26 protein-coding genes are annotated in these 25,231 nt (G+C 63.8%); 8 read left to right on the top strand and 18 right to left on the bottom strand.

The genetic code is table 11. The annotated features are described in order from the left end of the window. Nucleotides 1-53: 53 nt before the first annotated feature. Nucleotides 54-455, bottom strand: a complete 402-nt coding sequence (locus LOY54_RS02630) for a hypothetical protein (RefSeq protein WP_045196909.1) — start codon at nt 453-455, stop codon at nt 54-56. A gap of 341 nt (nt 456-796) precedes the next feature. Here LOY54_RS02630 and LOY54_RS02635 point away from each other — a divergent pair, with 341 nt between their 5' ends. Then, nucleotides 797-2,857, top strand: coding sequence for an AsmA family protein (locus LOY54_RS02635; RefSeq protein WP_258609134.1), 2,061 nt, complete (start codon nt 797-799; stop codon nt 2,855-2,857). A gap of 116 nt (nt 2,858-2,973) precedes the next feature. Here LOY54_RS02635 and LOY54_RS02640 read toward each other — a convergent pair whose 3' ends face one another. Then, complete coding sequence (locus LOY54_RS02640) at nt 2,974-3,504, bottom strand: bacterioferritin (RefSeq protein WP_045196913.1); 531 nt, start codon at nt 3,502-3,504, stop codon at nt 2,974-2,976. Nucleotides 3,505-3,594: 90 nt separating this feature from the next. Further along, nucleotides 3,595-3,948: an osmotically-inducible lipoprotein OsmE gene (osmE, locus tag LOY54_RS02645; protein WP_258609135.1), complete on the bottom strand. Its 354-nt coding sequence runs from the start codon at nt 3,946-3,948 to the stop codon at nt 3,595-3,597. Nucleotides 3,949-4,071: 123 nt separating this feature from the next. On the opposite strand from osmE, the gene LOY54_RS02650 reads away from it, so the two are divergent. Continuing rightward, the gene (locus LOY54_RS02650; RefSeq protein ID WP_258609136.1) at nt 4,072-4,962 is read left to right on the top strand and encodes a triacylglycerol lipase; all 891 of its coding nucleotides are present in this window, start codon (nt 4,072-4,074) and stop codon (nt 4,960-4,962) included. Here LOY54_RS02650 and LOY54_RS02655 read toward each other — a convergent pair. Then, entirely contained in the window at nt 4,943-5,836 is an 894-nt protein-coding gene (locus tag LOY54_RS02655; protein WP_258609138.1) for a DMT family transporter, read from the bottom strand. The two genes, LOY54_RS02650 and LOY54_RS02655, sit on opposite strands and share 20 nt — an antisense overlap. A gap of 98 nt (nt 5,837-5,934) precedes the next feature. On the opposite strand from LOY54_RS02655, the gene LOY54_RS02660 reads away from it, so the two are divergent. Both LOY54_RS02660 and LOY54_RS02665 read left to right on the top strand, forming a co-directional pair. Then, nucleotides 5,935-6,726, top strand: coding sequence for a helix-turn-helix transcriptional regulator (locus tag LOY54_RS02660; protein WP_258609140.1), 792 nt, complete (start codon nt 5,935-5,937; stop codon nt 6,724-6,726). Nucleotides 6,727-6,788: 62 nt separating this feature from the next. Then, entirely contained in the window at nt 6,789-7,070 is a 282-nt protein-coding gene (locus LOY54_RS02665; RefSeq protein WP_045196923.1) for a PsiF family protein, read from the top strand. Nucleotides 7,071-7,076: 6 nt separating this feature from the next. On the opposite strand, the gene LOY54_RS02670 is transcribed toward LOY54_RS02665, so the two are convergent. Then, entirely contained in the window at nt 7,077-7,997 is a 921-nt protein-coding gene (locus LOY54_RS02670) for a hypothetical protein (RefSeq protein ID WP_258609142.1), read from the bottom strand. 219 nt (nt 7,998-8,216) lie between these two features. On the opposite strand from LOY54_RS02670, the gene LOY54_RS02675 reads away from it, so the two are divergent. Continuing rightward, complete coding sequence (locus LOY54_RS02675; RefSeq protein ID WP_045196927.1) at nt 8,217-9,224, top strand: AI-2E family transporter; 1,008 nt, start codon at nt 8,217-8,219, stop codon at nt 9,222-9,224. 44 nt (nt 9,225-9,268) lie between these two features. Here the strand turns inward: LOY54_RS02675 and LOY54_RS02680 are convergent, their stop codons facing one another. Beyond that, a complete protein-coding gene (locus LOY54_RS02680; protein ID WP_195885570.1) occupies nt 9,269-10,534 on the bottom strand; it encodes an Hsp70 family protein in 1,266 nt (421 codons plus the stop codon). Between the two features lie 159 nt (nt 10,535-10,693). Between LOY54_RS02680 and cbpA the strand changes: the two genes are divergently transcribed. Together cbpA and LOY54_RS02690 are read left to right on the top strand one after the other, a co-directional pair. Continuing rightward, entirely contained in the window at nt 10,694-11,653 is a 960-nt protein-coding gene (gene cbpA, locus LOY54_RS02685) for a curved DNA-binding protein (protein WP_258609145.1), read from the top strand. 2 nt (nt 11,654-11,655) lie between these two features. Continuing rightward, nucleotides 11,656-11,961: a chaperone modulator CbpM gene (locus LOY54_RS02690; protein ID WP_045196932.1), complete on the top strand. Its 306-nt coding sequence runs from the start codon at nt 11,656-11,658 to the stop codon at nt 11,959-11,961. 64 nt (nt 11,962-12,025) lie between these two features. Here LOY54_RS02690 and LOY54_RS02695 read toward each other — a convergent pair whose 3' ends face one another. The 7 genes from LOY54_RS02695 to urtA form a co-directional block, all read right to left on the bottom strand. Next, nucleotides 12,026-12,547 carry a GNAT family N-acetyltransferase gene (locus tag LOY54_RS02695; protein WP_258609147.1) on the bottom strand — a complete coding sequence of 174 codons (522 nt, stop codon included), beginning with the start codon at nt 12,545-12,547 and terminating at the stop codon, nt 12,026-12,028. A gap of 5 nt (nt 12,548-12,552) precedes the next feature. Then, entirely contained in the window at nt 12,553-13,080 is a 528-nt protein-coding gene (locus LOY54_RS02700; RefSeq protein ID WP_258609148.1) for a GNAT family N-acetyltransferase, read from the bottom strand. A gap of 38 nt (nt 13,081-13,118) precedes the next feature. Continuing rightward, nucleotides 13,119-13,817, bottom strand: coding sequence for an urea ABC transporter ATP-binding subunit UrtE (gene urtE, locus LOY54_RS02705; RefSeq protein ID WP_258609150.1), 699 nt, complete (start codon nt 13,815-13,817; stop codon nt 13,119-13,121). 20 nt (nt 13,818-13,837) lie between these two features. After that, nucleotides 13,838-14,698, bottom strand: coding sequence for an urea ABC transporter ATP-binding protein UrtD (gene urtD / locus LOY54_RS02710; RefSeq protein ID WP_371128632.1), 861 nt, complete (start codon nt 14,696-14,698; stop codon nt 13,838-13,840). Further along, complete coding sequence (gene urtC, locus LOY54_RS02715; RefSeq protein ID WP_045196943.1) at nt 14,695-15,774, bottom strand: urea ABC transporter permease subunit UrtC; 1,080 nt, start codon at nt 15,772-15,774, stop codon at nt 14,695-14,697. Before urtC ends, urtD begins: the two co-directional genes overlap by 4 nt. Further along, on the bottom strand, nt 15,774-17,270 hold the full coding sequence (gene urtB / locus LOY54_RS02720) for an urea ABC transporter permease subunit UrtB (RefSeq protein ID WP_093376623.1): 1,497 nt from the start codon (nt 17,268-17,270) through the stop codon (nt 15,774-15,776). The genes urtC and urtB overlap by 1 nt, the downstream gene beginning before the upstream one ends. Nucleotides 17,271-17,385: 115 nt before the next feature. Next, on the bottom strand, nt 17,386-18,651 hold the full coding sequence (urtA, locus tag LOY54_RS02725) for an urea ABC transporter substrate-binding protein (protein WP_258609152.1): 1,266 nt from the start codon (nt 18,649-18,651) through the stop codon (nt 17,386-17,388). A 246-nt stretch (nt 18,652-18,897) separates the two neighbouring features. Here urtA and LOY54_RS02730 point away from each other — a divergent pair, with 246 nt between their 5' ends. Further along, nucleotides 18,898-19,473 carry a hypothetical protein gene (locus LOY54_RS02730; RefSeq protein ID WP_230090917.1) on the top strand — a complete coding sequence of 192 codons (576 nt, stop codon included), beginning with the start codon at nt 18,898-18,900 and terminating at the stop codon, nt 19,471-19,473. On the opposite strand, the gene cycA is transcribed toward LOY54_RS02730, so the two are convergent. From cycA to LOY54_RS02755, 5 genes are all read right to left on the bottom strand, one after another. Then, nucleotides 19,474-20,901: a D-serine/D-alanine/glycine transporter gene (cycA, locus tag LOY54_RS02735; protein WP_213602587.1), complete on the bottom strand. Its 1,428-nt coding sequence runs from the start codon at nt 20,899-20,901 to the stop codon at nt 19,474-19,476. It lies immediately after the preceding gene. A 110-nt stretch (nt 20,902-21,011) separates the two neighbouring features. Continuing rightward, nucleotides 21,012-22,034: an iron ABC transporter permease gene (locus tag LOY54_RS02740; RefSeq protein ID WP_258609154.1), complete on the bottom strand. Its 1,023-nt coding sequence runs from the start codon at nt 22,032-22,034 to the stop codon at nt 21,012-21,014. Beyond that, nucleotides 22,031-22,981, bottom strand: coding sequence for an ABC transporter substrate-binding protein (locus LOY54_RS02745; protein ID WP_045196954.1), 951 nt, complete (start codon nt 22,979-22,981; stop codon nt 22,031-22,033). Before LOY54_RS02745 ends, LOY54_RS02740 begins: the two co-directional genes overlap by 4 nt. Then, nucleotides 22,978-23,766 carry an ABC transporter ATP-binding protein gene (locus LOY54_RS02750; RefSeq protein ID WP_258596191.1) on the bottom strand — a complete coding sequence of 263 codons (789 nt, stop codon included), beginning with the start codon at nt 23,764-23,766 and terminating at the stop codon, nt 22,978-22,980. Before LOY54_RS02750 ends, LOY54_RS02745 begins: the two co-directional genes overlap by 4 nt. A 61-nt stretch (nt 23,767-23,827) precedes the next feature. Then, on the bottom strand, nt 23,828-25,195 hold the full coding sequence (locus LOY54_RS02755; protein ID WP_258609156.1) for a PepSY domain-containing protein: 1,368 nt from the start codon (nt 25,193-25,195) through the stop codon (nt 23,828-23,830). Between the last annotated feature and the right edge of the window lie 36 nt (nt 25,196-25,231).

A 25,231-nucleotide genomic window follows, 5' to 3' on the forward strand; every position in this document is an offset into this window, starting at 1 on the left:
GCTGGGAGGGGAGCTGCTACAGCGCTGGTGTGTCTTGTTGTCTGGCATAGGCTTCAGCTCGCGCGTTGGTTTTCGATCAGGCGATCAGAGCCACCTTCTGCGACCTCGAAACGTGCTTTCAGACGGTCAGAACCACCTTCGGCTACTTTGTAATACTGTTTCAGGCGATCAGCACCACCCTCGGCGACTTTGACCCGGTCGTTCAGGCGATCAGCACCGCCTTCGGCAACGCGGTTGTTACGTTCCAGCAGGCGATCGGAGCCACCTTCGGCAACGCGGTTGTTACGGTCGATCAGGCGATCGGAACCACCTTCGGCCAGCGGGTTCAGCGGTTGCGAAATGACCGTCGAGCTCGAACGCGCTTCGGCGGTCAGCGCCTGGTCGGCGGCAGGTACGGCAAAGGCGTTGGCGGCCAGGATGGACAGGGACAGGCTCAGCAGTAATTGGCGTTTCATGATTCGGTGCTCCTCGGCGGGGCTGGAAAGTGGGTACGGAGCCAATGCTACGCCGGGAAACGCCAGATAAAAGTTCATAAAGATAATGGTAACAATCAACGCAATTGATGCTTCGCGCCAGCCGCTCTAGAACGTGGTTTGTGGCGCCATGAGCAACTGCGGCGGAGCCGTTACCGAGGTCGGCGAACACGCTAACAATCGACAAAAGTTGAGAAAAAGGTCAGAAAAAACCTGGTTATCATGGCCAATCGATTAAACCCCTCGGCGTTTCATCAGTCCGAACAGATAAGTGCCCTCAACGCGCCCGCTTTTTGCCATGCAGTCATCAGGAGAATCGTGCAATGACGCGCCCCGCCAAAATCATCACCTGGACCCTCGCCAGCCTGCTGCTGGTGCTGGCGGTGCTGGTGGTCGTCATCGCCACCTTCGACTGGAACCGGGTCAAGCCCACCCTTAATGCCAAGGTGTCCGAAGCGCTGCACCGGCCCTTCGCCATCAACGGTAACCTGGCGGTGCGCTGGCAGCGCGAGCCGGAGCAGGGTGGTTGGCGCGCCTGGCTGCCATGGCCGCACTTCATCGCCGAAGACCTGACCCTGGGCAACCCCGACTGGCTCAAAGAGCCGCAGATGGTCGGCCTCAAGCGCGTCGAGTTCCGCCTGGCGCCGCTGCCGCTACTGCTGCAGCAGATCGTCATTCCGCGCATCGACCTCAACCAGCCGACCGCCAGCCTCAAGCGCCTGGCCGATGGTCGCGCCAACTGGACCTTCGACTTCGGCCCCAAGGATGAGCAGGCAGAGCCGTCGAAGTGGGTGCTGGACATCGGCGCCATCGGCTTTGACAAGGGCCAGGTCAGCCTCGATGACCAGACCCTGAAGACCCGGCTGGACGTGCTCATCGACCCGCTGGGCAAGCCGATCCCTTTCAGCGATATCGTCGGCAAGGCTTCGGCACAAAAGGCCGGTGCCGCCCAGGACTACGCCTTCGGCCTCAAACTCAAGGGTCGCTACAAAGGCCAGGCATTGGCCGGTACCGGCAAGATCGGCGGTTTGCTGGCCCTGCAGGACGCCTCGCAACCGTTCCCGCTGCAAGCCGACATGGCCATTGGTGATACCCGCATCGCCGTGGCTGGCACCCTCACCGACCCCCGCAACCTCGGTGCCCTCGACCTGCGCCTGCGGCTGTCGGGCGCAAGCCTCGCTAACCTGTATCCGCTGACCGGCGTGACCCTGCCCGATTCGCCGCCCTACGCCACCGACGGTCATCTGACCGCCAAGCTGCATGAACCCGGTGGCGCGGTGTTTCGCTATGAAGGCTTCAACGGCAAGATAGGCGACAGCGATATCCATGGCGACCTGGCGTTCGTCTCCAGCCAGCCAAGGCCGAAGCTGACCGGCAAGCTGGTTTCCAACCAGTTGCTGTTCAAAGACCTCGCACCGCTGATCGGCGCCGACTCCAATGCCCAGCAGAAAGCTCGCGGCGGTGCCAGCAAGCAACCGGCAGGCAAGGTCTTGCCGGTCGAGGAGTTTCGTACCGAACGCTGGCGGACCATGGACGCCGACGTGACCTTCAGCGGCAAGCGCATCGTGCACAGTGCCGAGCTGCCGTTCACTGACCTGTCCAGCCACTTCGTCCTCGATGACGGTGTGCTGCGCCTGGAGCCGCTGCGCTTTGGCATCGCCGGCGGCAAACTCGACGCCCAGGTACGCCTCGATGGCCGTAGCGTGCCGTTGCAGGGCAGGGCGCAATTGAGTGCGCGCAACTTCAAGCTCAAGCAACTGTTCCCGACCTTCGAGCCGATGAAGACCAGCTTCGGCGAGCTCAATGGCGACGCCGACATCAGTGGGCGCGGCAACTCGGTCGCAGCCTTGCTGGCCACCGCCAATGGCGACCTGAAGATGCTCATCAATGACGGTGCGATCAGTCGCGGACTGATGGAAATCGCCGGGCTCAACGTCGGCAACTACGTGGTCGGCAAGCTGTTTGGCGACAAGGAAGTGAAGATCAACTGCGCGGCAGCCAATTTCGGCATCAAGGACGGTTTGGCCACGACCCGGGTGTTCGTCTTCGATACCGAGAACGCGATCATCTACATCGATGGCACGGCCAACTTTGCCAGCGAGCAACTGGACCTGAAGATCAACCCCGAATCCAAGGGCGTGCGCCTGTTCTCGTTGCGCTCGCCGCTGTATGTGCGCGGGCCGTTTGCCAAGCCCAGTGCCGGCGTGCAGGCGCTGCCGCTGGCGCTGCGGGGTGCGGGGATGGTGGCGTTGGGCGTGGTTGCCGGCCCGGCAGCCGGCTTGCTGGCGTTGATTGCGCCAAGTGGTGATGTGCCCAACCAGTGCACACCATTGCTGGAGCAGATGAAGGCTGGCAAGGCGCCGCGGGCGGTGAAGGCGGGTTGAGGGGAAGCAATCGCGGGTCAAGTCGAGTCGTCGCACCGCCGCTCCCACAGGTCTGGTGCACTCAGTTCCATTGTGGGGGCGGCGGTGCGGCGGCTCGACTTGACCCGCGATAAGGTCTACAGACCTTGCAGTAAATCCGCCATGTCGTCGGCGTGCTCTTCTTCCTGGGCCAGGATATCTTCGAAGATGCGCCGGGTGGTCGGGTCGCTTTCGCCGATGTACTGGATGATCTCTCGGTAGCTATCGATGGCGATCCGCTCGGCGATCAGGTCTTCCAGGACCATTTCCTTGAGGTTGTTGCCAGCGACGTACTGGGCATGGGAGTTCTTGCTCAGGTTGTCGGGGTTCAGGTCCGGCTCGCCGCCCAGCTGGACAATGCGCTCGGCCAGCTTGTCGGCATGCTGCAGCTCCTGGGTGGCATGTTCGAGGAATTCGTCGGCGGCGACACTGGCCTTGATCCCGCTGGCCATGTAGTAGTGGCGCTTGTAGCGCAGGGCGCAGACCCACTCGGTGGCCAGCGACTCGTTGAGCAGGCGCAGGATTTTCTCCCGGTCGGCGCTGTAACCCTCGGTCACCGCGCCCTGCTCGACATGCTGGCGGGCGCGTTCGCGCAAGGTTTTAACATCGGTCAGTTCAACGTTGCTCATCATCATCTCCAGGCTGAAAACGGATCGATCTTCACGCTCTGTCGGCGCGCTGGTTACTTAAGCTGTGAGTCCCCGGCACGCGGAAAAGTTTTATAGCTTGGCCTTGGCCTTGTCGACGGCATCGTCGTCGACCTGGCGTTGTTCGCAGGTCTTGAAGCCCTTGGCGTCGACATGGCCGGTGGCGTCGAAGCGCACGTAGTAGGCCTGCTGCTTGCCGCCACGGTTGAGGATGTAGTTGTTGCAGGTACCGCCATGGGGCAGGTCGATCACCGTCGAGGGGCTGCCGCCAATGGCAATCACCCGCTGCATGGTCATGCCGTTCTCGACCTGCTTGACCAGCGGTTCCTCGTGGTAGGTGACGTAGTCCACCGGGTTCTCCGGCCGGCTGCCACAGGCGGCCAGGGTGGCGGTGGTCAGCAGAATGGCCAGGGTATGCTTGTACATGGTTGAGCTCCTTGCTGAGGGTCTATTGGCTTGGAACCCCAGCGAGCGGCGGGAGTTCGATTGCGATTGCCATCGAATTGCCTGTAGGGTTGGCCGACTGTCCACGGAACGGGGAATGCAGCCATGGCCCAAGGGCTCGCCACGCGTTATCCACTGCTGCTGGTGCCGGGCATGCTCGGGTTTGTCCGCTTGCTGCTGTATCCATACTGGTTCGGGATCGTTTCGGCGTTGCGCCGGGGCGGTGCCCAGGTGTTTGCCGTGCAGGTTTCGCCGCTGAACTCCTGCGAAGTGCGCGGCGAGCAGTTGCTGCTGATCATCGCCGATATCCGCCAGCGTACCGGCGCCGACAAGGTCAACCTGCTCGGCCACAGCCAGGGCGCCCTGACCGCGCGTTATGCGGCGGCCAAACGGCCGGAATGGGTGGCCTCGGTCACCTCGATTGCCGGGCCCAATCACGGCTCGGAGCTGGCCGATCACCTGCATGACTATTACCCCGCCCACTCTGCCCGCGGCCGTGTGCTCAAGGCTTTGCTGCACGGGTTGGCGGTATTGATGGGTTGGCTGGAAACCGGCTGGCGCGGACCGAAACTGCCGATCGACGTGCACGCCTCGCACCAGTCGCTCACCAGTGCCGGCGTGGCGCGCTTCAACCAGGCTTATCCACAGGGCTTGCCGACGACCTGGGGCGGTGAGGGTCCGGCCGAGGTCAATGGTGTGCGTTACTACTCCTGGTCCGGCACCTTGCAGCCGGGCCTGACCGATCGCGGTCTCAACCGCCTGGATGGCAGCAACCGCTTCTGCCGCCTGTTCGCCCGCACCTTCGTACGGGAAAAGGGCCAGTGCGACGGCATGGTCGGGCGCTTCAGTTCACACCTGGGCCAGGTGATCGGCGATGACTATCCGCTCGATCACCTGGACATCGTCAACCAGTCGCTAGGGGCGGTAGGCAAGGGCGCGGAGCCGGTACGGCTGTTCACCGAGCATGCCGCCAGGCTCAAGGCTGCGGGGCTGTAGCGCGGCGGTGCAGGGGTGTTTTCCAGCGTTCGGCGAGGATCACCCCGACCAGGGTCAACACCCCGCCGACCAGGTGATAGAGCGCCAGTTGCTCGCCCAGCACCATGGCGGCGATCACTGCCGTGACTGCTGGCAGCAGGTTGAAGAACAGCGTCGTGCGGCTCGGGCCGAGGCGGCTGACCGCCTGCATCCAGGCCAGCGGCGCGATCATCGAGGCCAGTACGCAGGCATAGATCACCAGGCCGATATTGCCAGCGCCCAGGCCGGTCTTCGGTGAAAACACGAACAGCGGAAACAGCACGATGATCGCCACCAGCACCTGCAGGTACAGCAATTGCAGCGGCGCGATGCGCAACTGCCACTTTTTCAGCAGGGTGCTGTACACCGCATAGGCCAGGGTGGCAATCAGCATCAGCGCATCGCCACTGTTTACGCCGTGTTGCACCAACGTCGCCAGATCACCGGCCGAGACCACCACCAGCACACCGACAAACGACACCACGGCGCCAATCAGCGCGCCGATGGTCAGCCGCTGGCCGAGGCTGATGATCGCCAGGGCCAGGGACATCAACGGCATCAGCGAGAGGATGATGCCCATGTTGGTGGCGCTGGTGATGGCGGCGGCGAAGTAGGCCAGGCTCTGGTACACCGCCATGCCGAGCACGCCGAGGATGAAGATCTTGCCCAGGTTCGGGCCGATGGCTGCCCAGTTGCGCAGCACCGGGCGCAGCAGGAAGGGGGTGAACAGCAGGCCGGCCAGCAGCCAGCGATAGAAACCGATCTCGGCCGGGAAGATCGCCCCGGCGGACATCTTGGTGACCACGGTATTGCCGGCCCAGATGAAGATTGCCAGCAACGGAAACGCATAATTCATGAAACGGGAACTCTTGAGGATACAGGCGGCAATTATCCGCTTGTCTGTCCCGTTGCTTATACTTGTATCCAGACAACCTGCGCATAGATCCAGACAGCATGCCGATAAAGTACCTGAACATCCCGCAATTCGAGACCTTGCCGGCCCCGGTGTACTTTCGCTATGACGAATTCGGCGCCGACACCCACAGTGCCGCCCACCGGCACGCCTGGGGCCAGCTCAACTATGCGGCCCACGGCATCATGCACCTGGAGATCGCCGGCCAGCGCTTCATCTCGCCGCCGCACTATGCGGTGTGGGTGCCGCCCGATACCGAGCACAGCTGCTACAACCCCCAGGCCATTGTCTATCGCTCGGTGTACCTGGATCGCGAGGTGTGCAAAGGGCTGCCAGGTGAGCCTTGCACCTTGGTGATCAGCGACATACTCAAAGCCATACTCGGCGATTTTGCCGCCCGTGACGTCAAGGTGCCTGAAGATGAAGCCGACCGGCGCCTGGCCCAGGTCCTGGTTGACCAACTGCGCCGCGCCCCGGCCCAGACCTGTTACCTGCCCTACGCCTGCAGCGCCGGTTTGGCTGAAGTATTGCAGGCGCTGCACGCCGAGCCTGGCGACAATCGCCCGCTCGGCCATTGGGCGGCCAGCGTGCATGTCAGCGAACGCACCCTGGCCCGGCAGTTCATTCGCGAGCTGGGCATGAGCTTTGGCGAATGGCGCCTGCGCCTGCGCTTTTTGCGTGCCATCGAGGCCCTTGAGCAGAACCTGCCGACCCAGCAGATTGCCTTCGACCTGGGCTACAGCAGCGCCTCGGCATTTATCGCCATGTTCCAGCGCCAGGCCCATTGCACCCCGGAGCAGTACCGGCGGCAGGCTCGCGCTGGAGGTTTGTAAGAATATTTGTCTACACTTCGGCCAAGGCTGCGCGTGGTGCGCAGCGACCAGGAGAAAACGCCATGAAGATGGTGCGTGTGCCGTTGCTGTTGCTCGGTTTGCTGATGTGTTCCCAAGGATTTGCCGCCACGGCGCAACAGGAGAAAATGAAAACCTGTAACGCCGACGCCACCACCAAGGCGCTCAAGGGCGACGAGCGCAAGGCGTTCATGAGCACCTGCCTGAAAGCCAAGCCTGCGACCCAGCAGGACAAAATGAAAACCTGCAACGCCGACGCCACCACCAAAGCGCTCAAGGGTGATGAGCGCAAGGCGTACATGAGCGACTGCCTGAAGAAAAAGTAACCTGCGTCAGTTGGCGTAAGTCACCGACTCCAGCCGGTCCAGGCCCTGGCCGATAAACAGCGAGAACGGCCGGCCGGCGTGGTCGGCCAGCTCCCGGCAGTCACTCTGGAGCATGCTGATGCGCTGGTCGGTGCCTGAGTAGAGGTTAACGCTCTGCTTGCCCAGCGAGCCGATTTCGAAGGCCATCTCGAACGGGCCGTACGGATTGCGCTGCAGGGTCCGTTCGGCTTGCCAGGCCTTGATCTGGCCATTACGGATTCGTTCCTTCAGGACCGGGTCCTTGAAGTCGAACTGTGCAGGCACCGTGGCATAACGCATCTGACCGTACTCGATGACCACCTGCGCACGTTCCGACGGGCCTTCCTCGAGCTGCACGATCGACCTGAGCTTGAATGGCCCGCGCGAGACTTCGGCCAGCACGTGGCAGGTGATGATGCTCGACACTTCGCTTTTTTTCTCGGCGGCCTGGATGCTGTCCATGAGGGGGGCGGTGGAAAGCGCTTCGATACGGCTGCCAAGCTTGATCTCGAGGGTGACCGGGCCCTTGATCTTTTCCAGCGCCTCGCGCCAGACCTGGTACTGGGGCTCCAGTGACTGCGGTTCAAGGGTGACGTCGACTTCCCAGGACGTGGCCGCTCGGGCCCGGGGGATTTCGTCGAACAACTCGCGCAGGGCCTGACGCTTACCGGCATCGAGCGAGCGCGAGACGCTGATGAGCAAGTCCTGGCGGTGGTCATTGTCGAGTTCGACCTCGATGTCCTTCGGGTCGATACCGAGTTTCAGGATGGCCTGGTACAGGTCATCGCCGTACTGCTGTTTGAGGTCGCCATAGTAGGCGCTTACCGGCTGGGCGAAATGCAGGGTGGCGAAATCTTCCGAACAGCCGCCAAGCAGCAACAGGGGAAGCAGGACAAGCAGTTTGCGCATGGTTTTGAACTCTGTGCCTTGAAGGTGGGAAGGCACAGAGGGATTCCTGTTTCGCCTGCCTGCGAATGCGCCAGCGCGGCGCCGCCATTCCATTGGGGGCGGCAATCATAGAAACATCAGGGCGGCATTACCAGCCGCAACGCCGCTGCGTGCCACTATGCCTGCCGGGCGAAGGCTGGCAGACTGCCGGTTTTCCATGCCGTCGCCTTTCGAGGTTGTATGACCTTTACTCAGCGCCAGATCACCCTGGCCAGTTGGATCATCGTCTTCACCGGCCTGTTGCTGGTGTTGCCGCTCAAGTTGCTGCCAAGCCTGTTGGCCGGGCTGCTGGTGTTCGAACTGGTCAACATGCTCACACCCAAGCTGCAGCACCTGATTGCCGGGCAACGGGCGCGCTGGCTGGCGGTCGCGCTGCTCGGCACTCTGGTGGTCAGCACCCTGACCTTGCTGTTTGCCGGCGCCATCAGTTTTTTGCTGCACGAGGCTGAAAACCCCGGGGCATCGCTGGACAAGTTCATGCTCCTGGTCGACCAGGCGCGCGGGCAACTGCCGCCGTTCATCGACGCCTACCTGCCGGCCAGTGCCTCGGAGTTCAAGGTGGCCATCGGCGAATGGCTCAAGACCCACCTGGGCGAGCTGCAACTGGTGGGCAAGGGCGCGGCGCACATGTTCGTCACCTTGCTGATCGGCATGATCCTCGGCGCCATCGTCGCCTTGCAGCGCATTCCCGACATCTCCAAGCGCAAGCCCCTGGCGGCGGCGCTGTTCAACCGCCTGGCGCTTTTGGTGCAGGCGTTTCGCAACATCGTCTTTGCGCAGATCAAGATTTCCCTGCTCAACACCTTCTTCACCGGCATCTTCCTCGCCGTGGTGCTGCCGCTGTTCGGTGTGCACCTGCCGCTGACCAAGACCCTGATCGTGCTGACCTTCCTGCTCGGCCTGCTGCCGGTGATCGGCAACCTGATGTCCAACACCCTGATCACCATCGTCGGTCTGTCATTGTCGATCTGGGTGGCGATGGCGGCGCTGGGTTATCTGATCGTTATCCACAAGGTCGAGTACTTCCTCAATGCGCGGATCGTTGGCGGGCAGATCAGTGCCAAGTCGTGGGAGTTGCTGCTGGCGATGCTGGTGTGTGAGGCGGCGTTCGGGCTGCCGGGGGTGGTGGCCGGGCCGATTTACTACGCCTACCTGAAGAGTGAGTTGCGCCAGCAAGAGCTGGTGTGAATTTTATCGCGGGGCAAGTCGAGGCGTCGCCCCGCGATAGTTTTTCAGCCGTACCGCTTGCGCGCCTCGATCGCCAAGCCGCTGCCAATGCTGCCAAAGATGTTGCCTTCGACATGCCGGGCATTGGGCAGCATCGCCGCCACGCTCTGGCGCAGCGCCGGAATGCCGCTGGAGCCGCCGGTGAAGAACACCGTATCGACCTGCGCCACACCCACGCCGGCCTTGGCCAGCAGCTCGCTGACACTGCCGCGCACGCGCTCGAGCAGGTTGTCGATCGACTCTTCGAACAGCGCCCGGGTCAGATCGACGCTGAGCCCCGGCTGCACCCGCTTGAGGTCGACCAGGCGGCGGTCGTTGTGGGTCAGTTCGATCTTGGTCTCTTCCACTTCCATCGCCAGCCAGTGCCCGGCGCGCTGTTCGATCAGCTTGAACAGGCGGTCGATGCCGTCGGTGTCTTCGATGTCGTAGCGCATGCTGCCCAGGGCCAGCTGGGATTTTTGCGAGTACACCGAGTTGATGGTGTGCCAGGTGGCCAGGTTCATGTGGTGGCTGGTGGGCATGAAGGCGCCGCTTTTCATCCGGCTGCCGTAGCCGAACAGCGGCATCACGCCCTGCAGGCTCAGCTGCTTGTCGAAGTCGGTACCGCCGATGTGCACGCCGCCGGTGGCGAGGATGTCCTGCTGGCGGTCGTCGAGCATGTGCCGCTCCGGGGCCAGGCGTACCAGGGAGAAGTCCGAGGTACCACCGCCGATGTCGACGATCAGCACCAGCTCTTCGCCCTGGATGCTCGACTCGTAGTCGAATGCGGCGGCAATCGGTTCGTACTGGAACGAGACGTCCTTGAAGCCGATTTTTTTCGCCACTTCTGCCAGGGTGTCCTCGGCTTCCTGGTCGGCGGCCTGGTCGTCATCGACGAAATGCACCGGGCGGCCCAGCACTACCTCGTCGAAGGCGCGGCCGGCATTGGCCTCGGCGCGCTTTTTCAGCTCGCCGATGAACATGCCCAGCAGGTCCTTGAACGGCAGCGCGGTGCCCAGCACGCTGGTGTCGTGCTTGATCAGCTTGGAACCCAGCAGGCTCTTGAGCGAGCGCATCAGGCGGCCTTCATAGCCTTCGAGGTATTCGTGCAGGGCCAGGCGGCCGTACACCGGGCGGCGCTCCTCGATGTTGAAGAACACCACCGACGGCAGGGTGATCTTGCCGTCTTCCAGGGCGATCAACGACTCCACGCCCGGGCGGTGCCAGCCGACGGTGGAGTTGGAGGTGCCGAAGTCGATGCCGCAGGCACGGGCCGGGGATGCTTGACTCATGGATTGTACTTCCGGGGAAAAACGGCCGCGCAGTTTATGCCAGCTGGCAGCAGAATCAAGACCGATTATCTGCTTTGCGGCAAACCCATGGGCACCTTGAAAGGCTATGCTTGACCCCAATCTACACAAGCATTCGATTAACCCATGGTGATTCCTTAGATGGACTTCAAAGACTATTACAAGATTCTTGGCGTTGAGCCCACTGCGGATGACAAGGCGATCAAGACCGCCTACCGCAAGCTTGCGCGCAAGTATCACCCCGACGTCAGCAAAGAGCGTGACGCCGAGGAGAAATTCAAGGAGGCCAACGAGGCCTATGAAGCCCTGAGCAGCCCGGAAAAACGCGCCGAGTACGACGAGCTGCGCAAGTACGGCCAGCATGGCCGGCCGTTCCAGGGCCCGCCGGGCTGGCAAAGCCGTGGTTCGGCAGGTGCCGAGGGCTTCGGCGACGGTGGCGATTTTTCCGATTTCTTCAGCTCGATCTTCGGTTCGCGCAGTGGCAACGGCAATCCTTTTGGCCGCGGCCAGCAACGCAGTGCCGGACGGCGGGGGCAGGACGTGGAAATGGAACTGGCGATTTTCCTTGAGGAAACCCTGTCCAGCGAATCCAAGCAGATCAGCTTCCAGGTGCCGCAGCACAACGCCAGCGGCCAGCGCACCGGCTTCACCACCAAGACCTTGAACGTGAAGATCCCGGCCGGCGTCAGCGACGGCGAGAAGATCCGCCTCAAGGGCCAGGGTGCCCCGGGCGTTGGTGGCGGCGCCAATGGCGACCTGTTCCTGACCATTCGCATGGCACCGCACCCGCTGTTCGATGTCGAAGGTCATGACCTGATCATCACCGTGCCGCTGGCACCGTGGGAAGCCGCATTGGGCACCAAGGTCGAGATGCCGACCCTGACCGGCAAGGTCAACCTGACCATCCGTCCGGACAGCCAGAACGGCCAGCGCCTGCGGATCAAGGGCATGGGCCTGAGCAACAAGCAGGGCCAGCGTGGCGACCTGTATGCGCAATTGAAGGTGGTGATGCCGAGCCAGTCCGATGCCGCTGCCCGTGAGCTGTGGAGCAAGTTGTCGGAAAAGGCTGCGTTCAACCCGAGGACACAATGGAGTAGCTGATCATGAGCAGTACCCTGATCGTTCAACTGGACATGCAGACCCTCTGTCAGGAAGCCGATCTGCCGGCGGCCTACGTGATCGAAATCGTCGAACACGGCATTGTCGAGCCTTCCGGGCGAACGCCGGAAGACTGGCTGTTTGACGATCAGGCGCCGGTGCTGGCCAAGCGCGCGGCCAAACTGCATCACGATTTGCAACTGGAGTGGGAAGGGGTGGCGCTGGCGCTGGAGCTGCTGGAAGAAGTGCAGCAGCTGCGTAGCGAGAACAGCATGCTCAGGCAGCGCCTGGGGCGGTTTGTGCAGGGTTGATCGCGGGGCGCTTCTACAGGATCACACAATCTCTGTGGGAGCGGGCTTGCCCCGCGATGAGTCCCTAAAGCAATTTGTAGTACAACGCCGTCGCCCGATAAACCCCAGCCGGGCCACAGGCGTAATCCGGAATTTCGCCCGCCTTGCTGTACCCCAGCGAGCGGTAAAAGTCCTCGGCCCCGGAGCCGGCCTCGGTATCCAGGTAAAGCATGCCGCGCTGCTTTTGCCGCGCCGTCAGTTCCAGCGCCTGGATCAGTTGCTGGCCGAGGCCGCGACGCCGCGCGGCACTGTGCACCAGCAGCTTTTGCACTTCGGCGCGGTTCAAGCCGTTGGGTTTCAGGCACAGCCCTAACTGCACACTGCCGAGCACTTCCTTGTCCTTGCCCACCACCCACAGCAACAGCTCGCCGCTGACCAGGCGCTGGCGCACCTCTTCGAAGTAGTGCTCGGCCTGCTGCGCATCGATATCCGCCAGAAACCCCACCGAAGCCCCGTGTTGCACGGCATCGAGTAGCAACGCCACCAGGCCGTCGCGGTAATAGGCAAAGCTTTCATGGGTTACACGGTTGAGCTGCGCAGCATTCACAGGCGTCACTCCATTGTCGGCGGCGGGGCATCGGGGTTGAGGATCAACTGCATGAAGGTCAGGTCCAGCCAGCGGCCAAACTTCACCCCGACCTGGGGCATCTGCCCGTTGAGGGTGAAGCCCAGGCGCTGGTGCAGGCGAATCGAGGCGCTGTTGCCGCTTTCGATGGCGGCGACCATCACGTGCTTGTTACAGGCGCGGGCCCGTTCGATCAGCGCTTGCATCAGCCTGGGGCCCAGGCCGTTGCCGCGCTGGTCGCTGCGAATGTACACCGAGTGCTCGACGGTATGGCGAAAGCCTTCAAACGGCCGCCAGTCGCCAAACGAAGCATAGCCCAGTACCTGCTCGCCAGCGTCGACCGCCACCAGGATCGGGTAGCCCTGGGCCTGGCGGGCGTCGAACCAGGCCTGGCGGTTGGCGAGGTCGACCGCTTGTTCGTTCCAGATCGCCGTGGTGTTGAGCACGGCATCGTTGTAGATCTCGCGAATGCCCGGCAGGTCGGCAGGCACAGCATCGCGCAGCAGGTAGGTCATGGCAGGGTCTCGAACAGGGGCACAGTGATCGGCTCAGGTTAAATGGTTACCAGGCCGCGCACACCCTCGGCTTGCATATTTTCGCCACGCCCGGCCTGGATGATTTCGCCGCGTGACATCACCAGATACTGGTCGGCAAGCTCGGCGGCAAAGTCGTAGAACTGCTCGACCAGCAGGATCGCCATGTCGCCACGGGCAGCCAGCTTGGCGATCACCGCGCCGATCTCCTTGATCACTGAAGGCTGGATGCCCTCGGTGGGTTCGTCGAGGATCAGCAGCCGCGGCTGGCTGGCCAGGGCACGGCCGATGGCCAGTTGTTGTTGCTGGCCGCCGGAGAGGTCGCCGCCACGGCGCTGCTTCATCTGCTCCAGTACCGGGAACAGCTCGTAGATGAACGCAGGCACTCTCTTGGCCTGGCCGGCGCCGAAGCGCGACAGGCCCATCAGCAGGTTCTCCTCGACCGTCAGACGCGGGAAGATCTCCCGGCCCTGGGGCACGTAGGCGATACCGGCGTGCACCCGCTGGTGCGGCTTGAGCGTAGTGATTGCCTGGCCTTCCCAGTGCACGCTGCCTTCACGGGTGGGCAGCAGGCCCATCAGGCAGCGCAGCAGGGTGGTCTTGCCGACGCCGTTGCGCCCAAGCAGGCAGGTGATCTCGCCGACTTTGGCCTCGAACGACAAGCCGCGCAGGATGTGGCTGCCGCCGTAGTATTGGTGCAGGGAATCGATTTTCAGCATGTTGTCGTCCTGTGTTGGCCTCATCGCCCCAGATAAACCTCGATTACCCGGTCATCCGCCTGTACCTGCTCCAGCGAGCCTTCGGCCAGCACACTGCCCTGGTGCAGCACGGTGACGTGGTCGGCGATGCTGCCGACAAAGCCCATGTCGTGCTCGACCACCATCAGCGAATGCTTGCCGGCCAGGCGCTTGAACAGTTCGGCGGTGAACTCGGTTTCGGCATCGGTCATGCCCGCCACCGGCTCATCGAGCAGTAGCAATTGCGGGTCTTGCATGAGCAGCATGCCGATCTCGAGGAACTGCTTCTGGCCATGGGAGAGCAACCCGGCCTGGCGCTGGGCCGAGCCGCTCAGGCGAATGGTCTGCAGGATCTCGTCGATACGGTCGCGCTGCTCGCCGCTCAAGCGCGCAACCAGGCTGGCCAGCACCGACTTGTCGGCCTTCTGCGCCAGCTCCAGGTTCTCGAACACGCTCAGCGCCTCGAACACTGTCGGCTTCTGGAACTTGCGGCCGATCCCGGCCTGGGCAATCTGCACTTCGCTCATGCGCGTCAGGTCCAGGGTGTCGCCGAACCAGGCCTTGCCGCTGGTGGGCCGGGTCTTGCCGGTGATCACGTCCATCAGCGTGGTCTTGCCAGCGCCGTTGGGGCCGATGATGCAGCGCAGTTCACCGACGCCGATGTACAGGTTGAGGCTGTTGAGCGCCTTGAAGCCGTCGAAGCTGACGTTGATGTCTTCCAGGGTCAGCACCGTGCCGTGACGCACGTCCAGGCCTTCGCCGCGGCGCTGGCCAAGGCCGATGGCATCGCGGCCGCTGCCGGCGTCGAGGATCGGTTCAAGCATGAATTCCGGGTGCACCGGCGCTAGCGGGATGGCTCTCATTGTTCGCCCCTTTTCTTCAGCAGACCGACCACGCCCCGTGGCAGGTACAGGGTCACCAGGATGAACAGCGCACCCAGGCAGAACAGCCAGTACTCGGGAAAGGCCACGGTGAACCAGCTTTTCATGCCGTTGACCAGCCCGGCGCCCAGCAGCGGCCCGATCAGCGTGCCGCGCCCGCCGAGGGCCACCCACACCGCAGCTTCGATGGAGTTGGTCGGCGACATTTCGCTGGGGTTGATGATGCCTACTTGCGGCACGTACAGGGCCCCGGCCAGGCCGCACAGCACCGCACTCAAGACCCAGACGAACAGCTTGAAACCACGCGGATCGTAGCCGCAGAACATCAGCCGGTTCTCGGCATCGCGCAGCGCGGTCAATACCCGGCCGAACTTGCTCCGGGCCAGGCGCCAGCCCAGGTACAGGCTGGCCACCAGCAAGGCGACGGTAAGCAGGAACAACACTGCGCGGGTGCTTTGCGCAGTGATTTCAAAGCCGAGGATGCTGCGAAAGTTGGTGAAGCCGTTGTTGCCGCCAAAGCCGGTTTCGTTGCGAAAGAACAGCAGCATGCCGGCGAAGGTCAGGGCCTGGGTCATGATCGAGAAGTACACGCCCTTGATCCGCGAGCGGAAGGCGAAAAAGCCGAACACCAGCGCCAGCAACCCCGGCGCCAGCACCACCAGGCACAGGGCCCAGGCAAAGTGCTGGGTGCCGGCCCAGTACCAGGGCAGCTCGCTCCACGACAGGAAGGTCATGAACGCCGGCAAGCCATCAGCGGCCGCTTCGCGCATCAGGTACATGCCCATGGCATAGCCGCCGAGGGCGAAGAACAGGCCATGGCCCAGCGACAGCAGCCCGGCGTAGCCCCAGACCAGGTCCAGGGCCAGGGCGACGATGGCGTAGCAGAGGATCTTGCCGACCAGGGTCAGTGTGTAGGCCGAGACCTGCAGGCTGTGCCCGGCGGGCAGCAGCGACAACACGGGCAGGGCCAGCAGCACCAGCAGCACAGCGGCGCCGATGGCCAGGGTCCAGCGCGGGCCGGCCTTCTGGCTGGCGGTTACAAGCAGAGGCTGGTTCATCAGTCGATTACCCGTCCCTTGAGCGCGAAGAGGCCTTGCGGGCGTTTCTGGATGAACAGAATGATCAGCGCAAGGATGAGGATCTTGCCGAGCACCGCACCAATCTGCGGCTCCAGCAGCTTGTTGGCGATGCCCAGGCCGAAGGCCGCCCAGAGGCTGCCGGCCAACTGGCCGACGCCGCCGAGCACCACCACCAGGAACGAGTCGATGATGTAGCTCTGGCCCAGGTCAGGACCGACGTTGCCGATCTGGCTCAGGGCCACGCCGCCGAGCCCGGCGATCCCCGAGCCGAGACCAAAGGCGAGCATGTCCACCCGCCCGGTGGGCACCCCGCAGCAGGCGGCCATGTTGCGGTTCTGGGTGACCGCGCGCACGTTCAGACCCAGGCGCGTGCGGTTGAGCAGCAACCAGGTCAGCAGCACCACGAACAGGGCGAAGGCGATGATCACCAGGCGGCTGTAGGGCAGCACCAGGTTGGGCAGCACCTGAAGGCCACCGGAAAGCCAGGCCGGGTTGGCCACTTCGACGTTCTGCGCGCCGAACAGCAGGCGGATGGCCTGGATCAGGATCAGGCTGATGCCCCAGGTCGCCAGCAGGGTTTCCAGTGGCCGCCCGTACAGGTGGCGGATCACCGTGCGCTCCAGCAGCATGCCGACCCCGGCGCTGACAGCGAAGGCCACCGGCAGGGCAATCAGCGGGTAGAACTCGATGGCCCCGGGGGCGTAGCGCTGCACCAGTATCTGCACCACGTAAGTGGCGTAGGCGCCGAGCATGAGCATCTCGCCGTGGGCCATGTTGATCACCCCGAGCAGGCCGAAGGTGATCGCCAGGCCCAAGGCCGCGAGCAGCAGAATCGAGCCTAGCGACAGGCCGCTGAAGGCCTGGCCGAGCAACTCGCCGAACAACAGCTTGCGCTTGACCTGGGCCAGGCTGGTTTCGGCGGCGGTGCGCACCCCGGCGTTGTTTTCGACACCGGGTGTGAGCAAGGCCTCCAGGCGCGTGCGGGCCATGGGATCGCCGGTTTCGCCGAGCAGGCGCACCGCGGCCAGGCGTACCGCCGGGTCGCTGTCGACCAGTTGCAGGTTGGCCAGGGCCAGGCCGAGGGCGGCATGCACGGCGGCGTCTGCTTCGCTGGCGAAGCGCCGGTCGAGGAAGGCGACCTGGGCCGGCTGCGCACTTTTTTGCAGTTGCTGGGCAGCCGCCAGGCGCACTGTGCTATCTGCGCTGAGCAACTGATGGCTGGCCAGGGCGTTATCCACAAGCCCGCGCAGGCGGTTGTTCAGGCGCAGCTTGCGGGTGTCGCCGGCGGCGATGCGGCCTTGTTGCAGGGCGCTTAGCAGCTCAAGGCGGGCCGGGTCCGGTTGCGCCGCCCAGTCCTGGAGCAGGCGCGCCTGCTCATTGGCCTTGGCGGCGATGAAGTAGTCTGCGTCGCTGGCCTGGGCAGTCAGGGGCAACAGCAGGAGGCTGAGGAAAAGGCACAGGAGGGCCTTGGACATGACGGTTTCCTTGTGGTGTGCTGTACGGCCGCATCGCGGGTCAAGTCGAGTCGTCGCACCGCCGCTCCTGCAGTGGGAGCGGCGGTGCGACGACTCGACTTGACCCGCGATGGGCTCAGTTGCCCTTCACCGCATAATCCGGCCGCTTGTCGTTACCTGGAATGAACGGGCTCCACGGCTGCGCTCGCAGCGGTTGCTCGGTTTCCCAGACCACACTGAACTGGCCGTTATCCTGGATCTCGCCGATCATTACCGGCTTGTGCAGGTGGTGGTTGCTCTTGTCCATGGTCAGGGTGTAGCCCGATGGCGCCTTGAAGGTCTGCCCGGCCAGGGCTTCGCGGACTTTGTCGACATCGGTGGACTTGGCTTTCTCGACCGCCTGGGCCCACATGTGGATGCCGACGTAGGTGGCCTCCATCGGGTCGTTGGTCACCGCCTTGTCGGCGCCCGGCAGGTTCTTGGCCTTGGCGTAGGCTTTCCAGTCGACGACGAACTGGCTGTTGACCGGGTTATCCACCGATTCGAAGTAGTTCCACGCCGCCAGGTGTCCCACCAGCGGCTTGGTGTCGATGCCGCGCAGTTCTTCCTCGCCTACCGAGAAGGCCACCACCGGCACGTCGGTGGCTTTCAGGCCCTGGTTGGCCAGCTCCTTGTAGAACGGCACGTTGGAGTCGCCGTTGACCGTGGAGATCACCGCGGTCTTGCCGCCAGCAGAGAACTTCTTGATGTTGGCGACGATGGTCTGGTAGTCGCTGTGGCCGAACGGCGTGTACACCTCTTCGATGTCCTTGTCGGCCACGCCCTTGCTGTGCAGGAAGGCGCGCAAAATCTTGTTGGTGGTGCGCGGGTAGACGTAGTCGGTACCGAGCAGGAAGTAGCGCTTGGCGGCGCCGCCGTCTTCGCTCATCAGGTACTCCACTGCCGGGATCGCCTGCTGGTTGGGCGCGGCACCGGTGTAGAAGACGTTCGGCGACATCTCTTCGCCTTCGTACTGCACCGGGTAGAACAGCAGACCGTTGAGCTCTTCGAACACCGGCAGCACCGACTTGCGCGACACCGAGGTCCAGCAGCCGAACACCACCGCGACCTTGTCCTGGGTCAGCAACTGGCGGCCCTTTTCGGCGAACAGCGGCCAGTTCGACGCCGGGTCGACCACCACCGGTTCCAGCAGCTTGCCGTTGACCCCGCCCTTGGCGTTGATCTGCTCGATGGTCATCAGGGCCATGTCCTTGAGCGAAGTCTCGGAAATCGCCATGGTCCCCGACAGCGAATGCAGGATGCCGACCTTGATGGTCTCGGCGGCCTGGATGCTCCAGCTCAGGCCCATCGCCGCGATGGACGCGCTGAGGGTAAAGGCCTTGATCAGACTGCGACGCTTCATAGTGCTCTCTCCATGGAATCGGATGTTCTGTTGGGCAGATGGCGACTTCGCCCAAGAGCGTTAGCAAGGGCTGTGCCGAGTGGCGCGCAGCTGTCTGGGGCGGGGTTTGCACGGCGATTGGCGATGGCGGGCGAGCATGCTTGCACCGTGATGGCGCTGTGCCCGGTGCGCGGCAAACAAGTCTGCACAGCTTTGGTTCGCGCAGGTATCATCGCCGCCTTTGAACGCAGTTCAGGGATGACGACAATGAACAGATTCGCCCGTGCAGGGATGGTGATGGCCGGCGTGTGGGCCGCGATGGGGCAGGTACAAGCCAGTGAGCCGTCCTCGCTGTATTTTCGCTGCAGCATGACCAAGGCGCAGTACGCCACGGTCATGGCCGCCCGGCCGGGCGAGGCCGCGGCATTCACTGACTGGCAGCAGTGGTTCGATAGCAAGGAAATGTACGGTGGCGGCAAGGTCGATACAGACGACCTGCGGCCGATGCCGGCCGAGACCCTTAGCCAGATCGCCGGCGGCAGCCGTTACGGCTCGCTATCGGAGTACGACGAAAAAACCGGCGTGTGGCGCTTCGCCCTGCTGCAGTTCAGCGAAAACTACGGGGCGATGATCTCCATGCTGGCGCCACTGCGCAGTGTCGCGCCGTACTGCGCCGCCGACTCCGACAGCTTCATGCTGGTCTATTCGTACATCTGGGGTGACGGCGACAATGCCTACCTGACCCTCAACGGCCGCAGCCAGTTTGCCCAGGCACCGACGCCGGCCCAACGCAAGGAGGCCGACGCGGTACTGGCCAAGTTACTTGAGGCCAGCGAGGGCTGATCAGCCCTGGCGCGAGCCGAGGCCTTCGGGCTGGGCCTGACGATTGCGCCGCACAAACTGGTAAGTGACGGTCAGCAGCACGAACCACAACGGCGTGACGATCAGCGCCTGGCGGGTGTCGTGCTCAAGGCTCAGCAGCACCAGGATGAAGGCGAAGAACGCCAGGCACACCCAGCACATCAAGCGCCCGCCAGGCATCTTGTACTTCGAGGCCTGGTGCAGCGCGGCGCGCTGTTTGCGGTAGTTCAGGTACGACAGCAGGATCAGCGACCAGACGAACATGAACAGGATCGCCGACACCGTGGTCACCAGGGTGAAGGCTTCGACCAGGTCCGGAATCACGTACATCAGCAGCGCCCCGGCCAACAGGCAGGTGCACGAGAACAGCAGGCCGCTGGCCGGCACGCTGCGCTTGGACAACTGCTCGAAACGCTTGGGTGCATCCCCCTGCTGGGCCAGGCCGAAGAGCATGCGGCTGGTGGAGAATACGCCGCTGTTGGCCGACGAGGCCGCCGAGGTCAGCACCACGAAGTTGATGATGCTGGCCGCCGCCGGCAGGCCGGCGAGCACGAACAGCTCCACGAACGGGCTCTTGCCCGGCACCACGTCACGCCACGGCGTCACCGCCATGATGGTGATCAGCGCCAGCACGTAGAAGACGATGATGCGGATCGGGATCGAGTTGATTGCCCGTGGCAGGTTGCGCTCCGGGTTCTTCGCTTCGGCGGCGGTGGTGCCGACCAGTTCGATGCCGACAAAGGCGAACACGGCAATCTGGAAACCGGCAAAGAAGCCCATCAGGCCATGGGGGAACATGCCCTGGTCGTTCCACAGGTTGGCAAGGTCCGCGGTGCGTCCGGCCGGCGACTGGAAGCCGGCCATGACCATGTACAGGCCGGTGCCGACCAGGGCGACGATGGCGATGATCTTGATCATGGCGAACCAGAACTCGATCTCGCCGAACATCTTCACCGTGATCAGGTTCAGCGACAGCAGCAGGCCGACACAGGCAATCGCCGGCGCCCACTGCGGCAGGTCGGGGAACCAGAACTGCGAATAGGCCGATATCGCGATGACGTCGGCGATGCCGGTGATGATCCAGCAGAACCAGTAGGTCCAGCCGGTGAAGTAGCCGGCCCAGGGCCCGAGCAGGTCGGCCGAAAAATCGATGAACGACTTGTAGTTGAGGTTCGATAGCAGCAACTCGCCCATGGCGCGCATGACGAAGAACAGCATGAAGCCGATGATCATGTAGACGAAGATGATCGACGGGCCGGCAAGGCTGATGGTCTTGCCCGAGCCCATGAACAGCCCGGTACCGATGGCGCCACCGATGGCGATCAGCTGGATATGGCGGTTGGACAGGCTGCGTTGCAGGTGGTCATGGTTTTCCGGCGTGGGTTGTTGCGGGGGCAGGTTCGCGGTCATAGGCAGGCATTCCGTTGAGTTCAGTCTTGTTGTGCGCCGCTAGGCTAACACGCGCCTTCCTGGCGCTAGCGCGACAATACGTCTCAACGCGGGGGCGGTGTTGACCGTGATCAACGTCGGCGCATCAGGCCGATAAAGAACAGACCGCCAATGGCGGCGGTGGCGATGCCGATCGGCAGGTCCTCGGGCGAAATCAGCGTACGTGCGGCGACGTCGACCCAGATCAGGAACAGGCTGCCCAGCAGCAGGCACACCGGCAGCAGGCGGCTATGCTCGGCGCCGACCAGGCGCCGGGCGATGTGCGGCACCATCAGGCCGACAAAGCCGATCGAGCCGCTGATCGCCACCAGCACGCCGGTCAGCAGCGAGCAGATCAGAAACGCCAGCAGGCGCACCTTGCGCGCGTTCAGGCCAAGGGTCACGGCGGTCTGCTCGCCGGCCATCAACGCATTCAGCGAGCGGGCCATGCCCAGCAACAAGGTCAGGCCGAGCAATACGCTGATCGCCGGAATCGGCAGCAGCTCCCAGCGCGCCAGGCCCAGGCCACCGAGCATCCAGAACATCACCGCCGAGCTTGCCCGGTGGTCACCGAGAAACAGCAGCAGGTTGGCCGCCGCCATCATCACAAAAGCCACGGCCACGCCGCACAGCAGCAGGCGGTCGCTGTCCAGGCGGCCGTGGCGGCTGGCAATGGCCAGCACCAGCAGCATGCTGCACAGCGCGCCGATAAAGGCGGCCAGGGGCAAGGTCAGCACGCCGAGCAGCTCGCCGATATGCAGCACCACCAGTACCGCACCCAGGGTTGCCCCGGAAGTGACGCCGAGCAAGTGCGGGTCGGCCAGCGGGTTGCGCGTCACCGCCTGCAGCACCGCGCCGATCATCGCCAGCCCGCCGCCCACCAGCGCCGCCAGAAGCATGCGCGGCACGCGGATCAGCCAGACGATATGTTCCTGGCCCGTGGTCCACGCCGGTGTCTCGGGGGTAACGCCGAACAGCTTGAACAGCAGCACGCGCCACACCACCTCGACCGGCACCGGTGCCGAGCCAAAGCCCAGGGACACCACGCAGGACACCAGCAGCAGGGCCAGCAGCGCGAGCAGCAACAACCGCTGCCGGGAGTTTGCCGACCTCATGCGCCGTGCAGGCTCTTGGCGATGGTCTCGATGGCTTCGACGTTCTCAAGGCTCGGCGTGGCCGCCACGTAGGGAATGACCACGAAGCGCTTGTTGCGGATCGCCTCCACCGATTGCAGGGCCGGATGCTGTTCGAGGAATGCCTGTTTCTGCGCGGCGCTGACTTCGCCGTAGTCGACGATGACGATGACCTCGGGGTTGCGCTCGACCACGCTCTCCCAGTTGACCCGGGTCCAGCTGGCTTCGATGTCATTGAGCACATTGCGCCCGCCGGCGGCGGCGATCAGCGCCTCGGGCATGCCCAGGCGCCCGGAGGTCATGGCCCGGTCTTCACCGCTGTCGTAGAGGAACACCCGTGGACGCTCGGCCGGCAACTGCTGCTGGACCACGGCAACGCGCGCTTGCATGTCGCCGATCAACTGCTCGGCACGCGCCTGCACGTCGAAGATCCTGCCCAGGTTGCGCAGGTCGGTGTAGGTGTCATCGAGGCTGGCGGCCGGGCGCTTCATGACAAAGGCGCAGGATTCAGTCAGCTCGTACACCGGGATGCCCAGCGGCGCCAGGCTTTGCGGGGTGAGGTCGCCGCCGACGCGCATGCCGTAGTCCCAGCCCGCGAACAGGAAGTCGACATTGGCGTTGAGCAGGGTTTCCACCGACGGGTACTTGGCCGCCAGTTCCGGCAGGCCGTCGAGTTGCTTGCGCAGCTGCGGGGTGACCGCCTTCCAGCCGCTGACGCCGCTGTAGCCGACCATGCGCGAACGCAGGCCGAGGGCGAGCATCATCTGGGTCATGTTGATGTCATGGCTCAGGGCATGCTCCGGGGCCTTGGTGAAAGTCACCTGGCGGTTGCAGCTTTGCACCGTCAATGGGTATTGGGTGGCCTCGGCGAAAGCGCCGGGGCTGGCCAGCAACAAGGCCAGGCCGAGCAACAGGATGGATCGAATCATCGCTGGGTTATCCAGGTAAGGCGAGGGTGGTCAGCCAGAGGGTGGCGGTCGATCAGCGCTTGTACGCCGAACACCTCCTGCAGCAATTCGGCGGTCAGCACCTGGTCTGGCGTGCCGCTGGCGACGATGCGGCCGTGGTCGAGCACGTACAGGCGATCGCAAAAGGCCGCCGCCAGGTTCAGGTCATGGATGCTCGCCAGGGTGCCGATGCCCAGGCGCCGCACCTGCTGCAGCAGCTCCAGCTGGTAACGCGGGTCAAGGTGATTGGTCGGCTCGTCGAGGATCAGCACCTGCGGTTGCTGGACCAGAGCCCGGGCGAGGATCACCCGCTGTTTCTCGCCACCGGACAGGCTGGCGAAGGTGTGGTCGTCAAAGCCCTGCAGGCCAACTGCCTGCAAGGCGTCCTGGACCCGTTGGCGATCGGCCGGGCTGTCGCCGTCGAACAGGCCTTTGTGCGGCGTGCGGCCCATGGCCACGACTTCCTCGACATTCAGGCCGAAGGCATCGGGAAACTCCTGCAGCACTACGGCGATACGCTGGGCGCACCAGCGCGGCGACTGCTGCCACAGGTCATGCTCGCCCAGGCGCACCTGGCCGCGTTCCGGCTTGTTGAAACGGTAGGCGCAGCGCAGCAGGCTGGTCTTGCCGCTGCCATTGGGGCCGATCAGGCCGACGAACTCGCCGGCGCCGACCTGCAACTCGACGTCGCGCAGCTGGAACTGGTGGTGGCAATGGCCGTGGCCCAGGGGCGACCAGTGCAGGTCGCTGATACTCAGGGTGCTCATCAAGGTCCTGCGGGCCTGCGGGCGATGACGCCAAAAACAGGCCCGTATCGAAAACGGGCGCTCATGTTAGCGGATTTGTCCGCGCCAGCGGTTGTGCATAACGATCCACCAGCCACACCAGCAGCATCGAGCCGCCCACAAGCGGGAAGGCCGCCCCTAGAATCAGCATGATCACGGTCGCGGTCTTCCAGCGCGGCAGGTCATGGCGCAGCGGCGGTACTCCGAGGCCACCTTCGGGGCGGCGTTTCCACCACATCACCAGGCCGCTGACCGAGCCGAGCAGGATCATCAGGCAGATCAGCAGGACAATAAGCTGGTTCAGCGTGCCGAACATCTTGCCTTCGTGGAGCATCACCCCAAGCTCGGTGGCGCGGGCGACGTTGCTGTAATCCTGCCAGCGTACGTCCACCAGCACCTGGCCGGTGTACTGGTCGACATGCAAGGTGGCGTCGTTGCGAGGGTCGTCGGCGAACACGGCAATGGTGTACACGCCTTCGGCACTGGTTGGCAGGGTAATGCTGTAGCCAGGTTCGACGCGGCGGGTAGTGGCCAGCTCTTCGATCTGTTGCAGGCTGACCTGCGGCGCCGCCGGGGCGCTGGAGCCCATGCTGTGGCCAGCATGCTCGGCGTGGGCGGCGGATTGCGGCATCGGTGTGTTTTCCATGGCCCAGGGCACGGTCTGGCGGCTGGCGCTGTTGAGCGCCCGGGCTTGCTGGTCGGACTGCGGCACGTCGTTCCACATTGCCGCCGGAAAACGGTTCCACAGGTCGGCGTACTGCTTGCCCCAGAAGCCGGTCCAGGTCATGCCACTGAGCAGCATCAACAACAACAGCGCCGCGCCCCAGAAGCCTGTGACCGCATGCAGGTCGCGCCACAGCAAGCGTCCTCGGGCGTTCAGGCGAGGCCACAGCACACCGGCGCTGCGCGTGCCGCGCGGCCACCACAGGTACAGTCCCGAGACCACCAGCACCACGCCCCAGCCGGCGGCCAGTTCCACCAGGCGATCGCCAGTGGTGCCGATCATCAGTTCACCGTGCAGCGCACGGGCCACGGCCTGCAGGTTGTTTTTCGCGTCCTGTTCGCCGAGCAGCTGGCCGCTGTAGGGGTCGACGAACACATTCAATTCACGGCCAGCGTTGTGCACCACGAACTGGGCACTGCGATCACTGGCGGTTGCCGGCAGGTACTGGCTGACCTGGCCCTTGGGGTAAGCCTGCTGCACCTGTTGCAGCAGGCTGTCGGCGTTGTGCCGGTGATGCCCGGCCTCGACCACCATCAAGTCGCGATAAAGCAATGGGTCGAGCTGCGGCTTGAACAGATAGATGATCCCGGTGATCGCCAGCAGGATCATGAACGGCGCGACGAACAACCCGGCGTAAAAATGCCAGCGCCACGCCAGGTTGTAGAAGGATATGTGCGGTTTGCTCATGCAGCGCTCCCGTGTTGCCTGGGTAAGGCGCGATCA

Source organism: Pseudomonas sp. B21-032, assembly GCF_024748965.1.
GTDB lineage: Bacteria > Pseudomonadota > Gammaproteobacteria > Pseudomonadales > Pseudomonadaceae > Aquipseudomonas.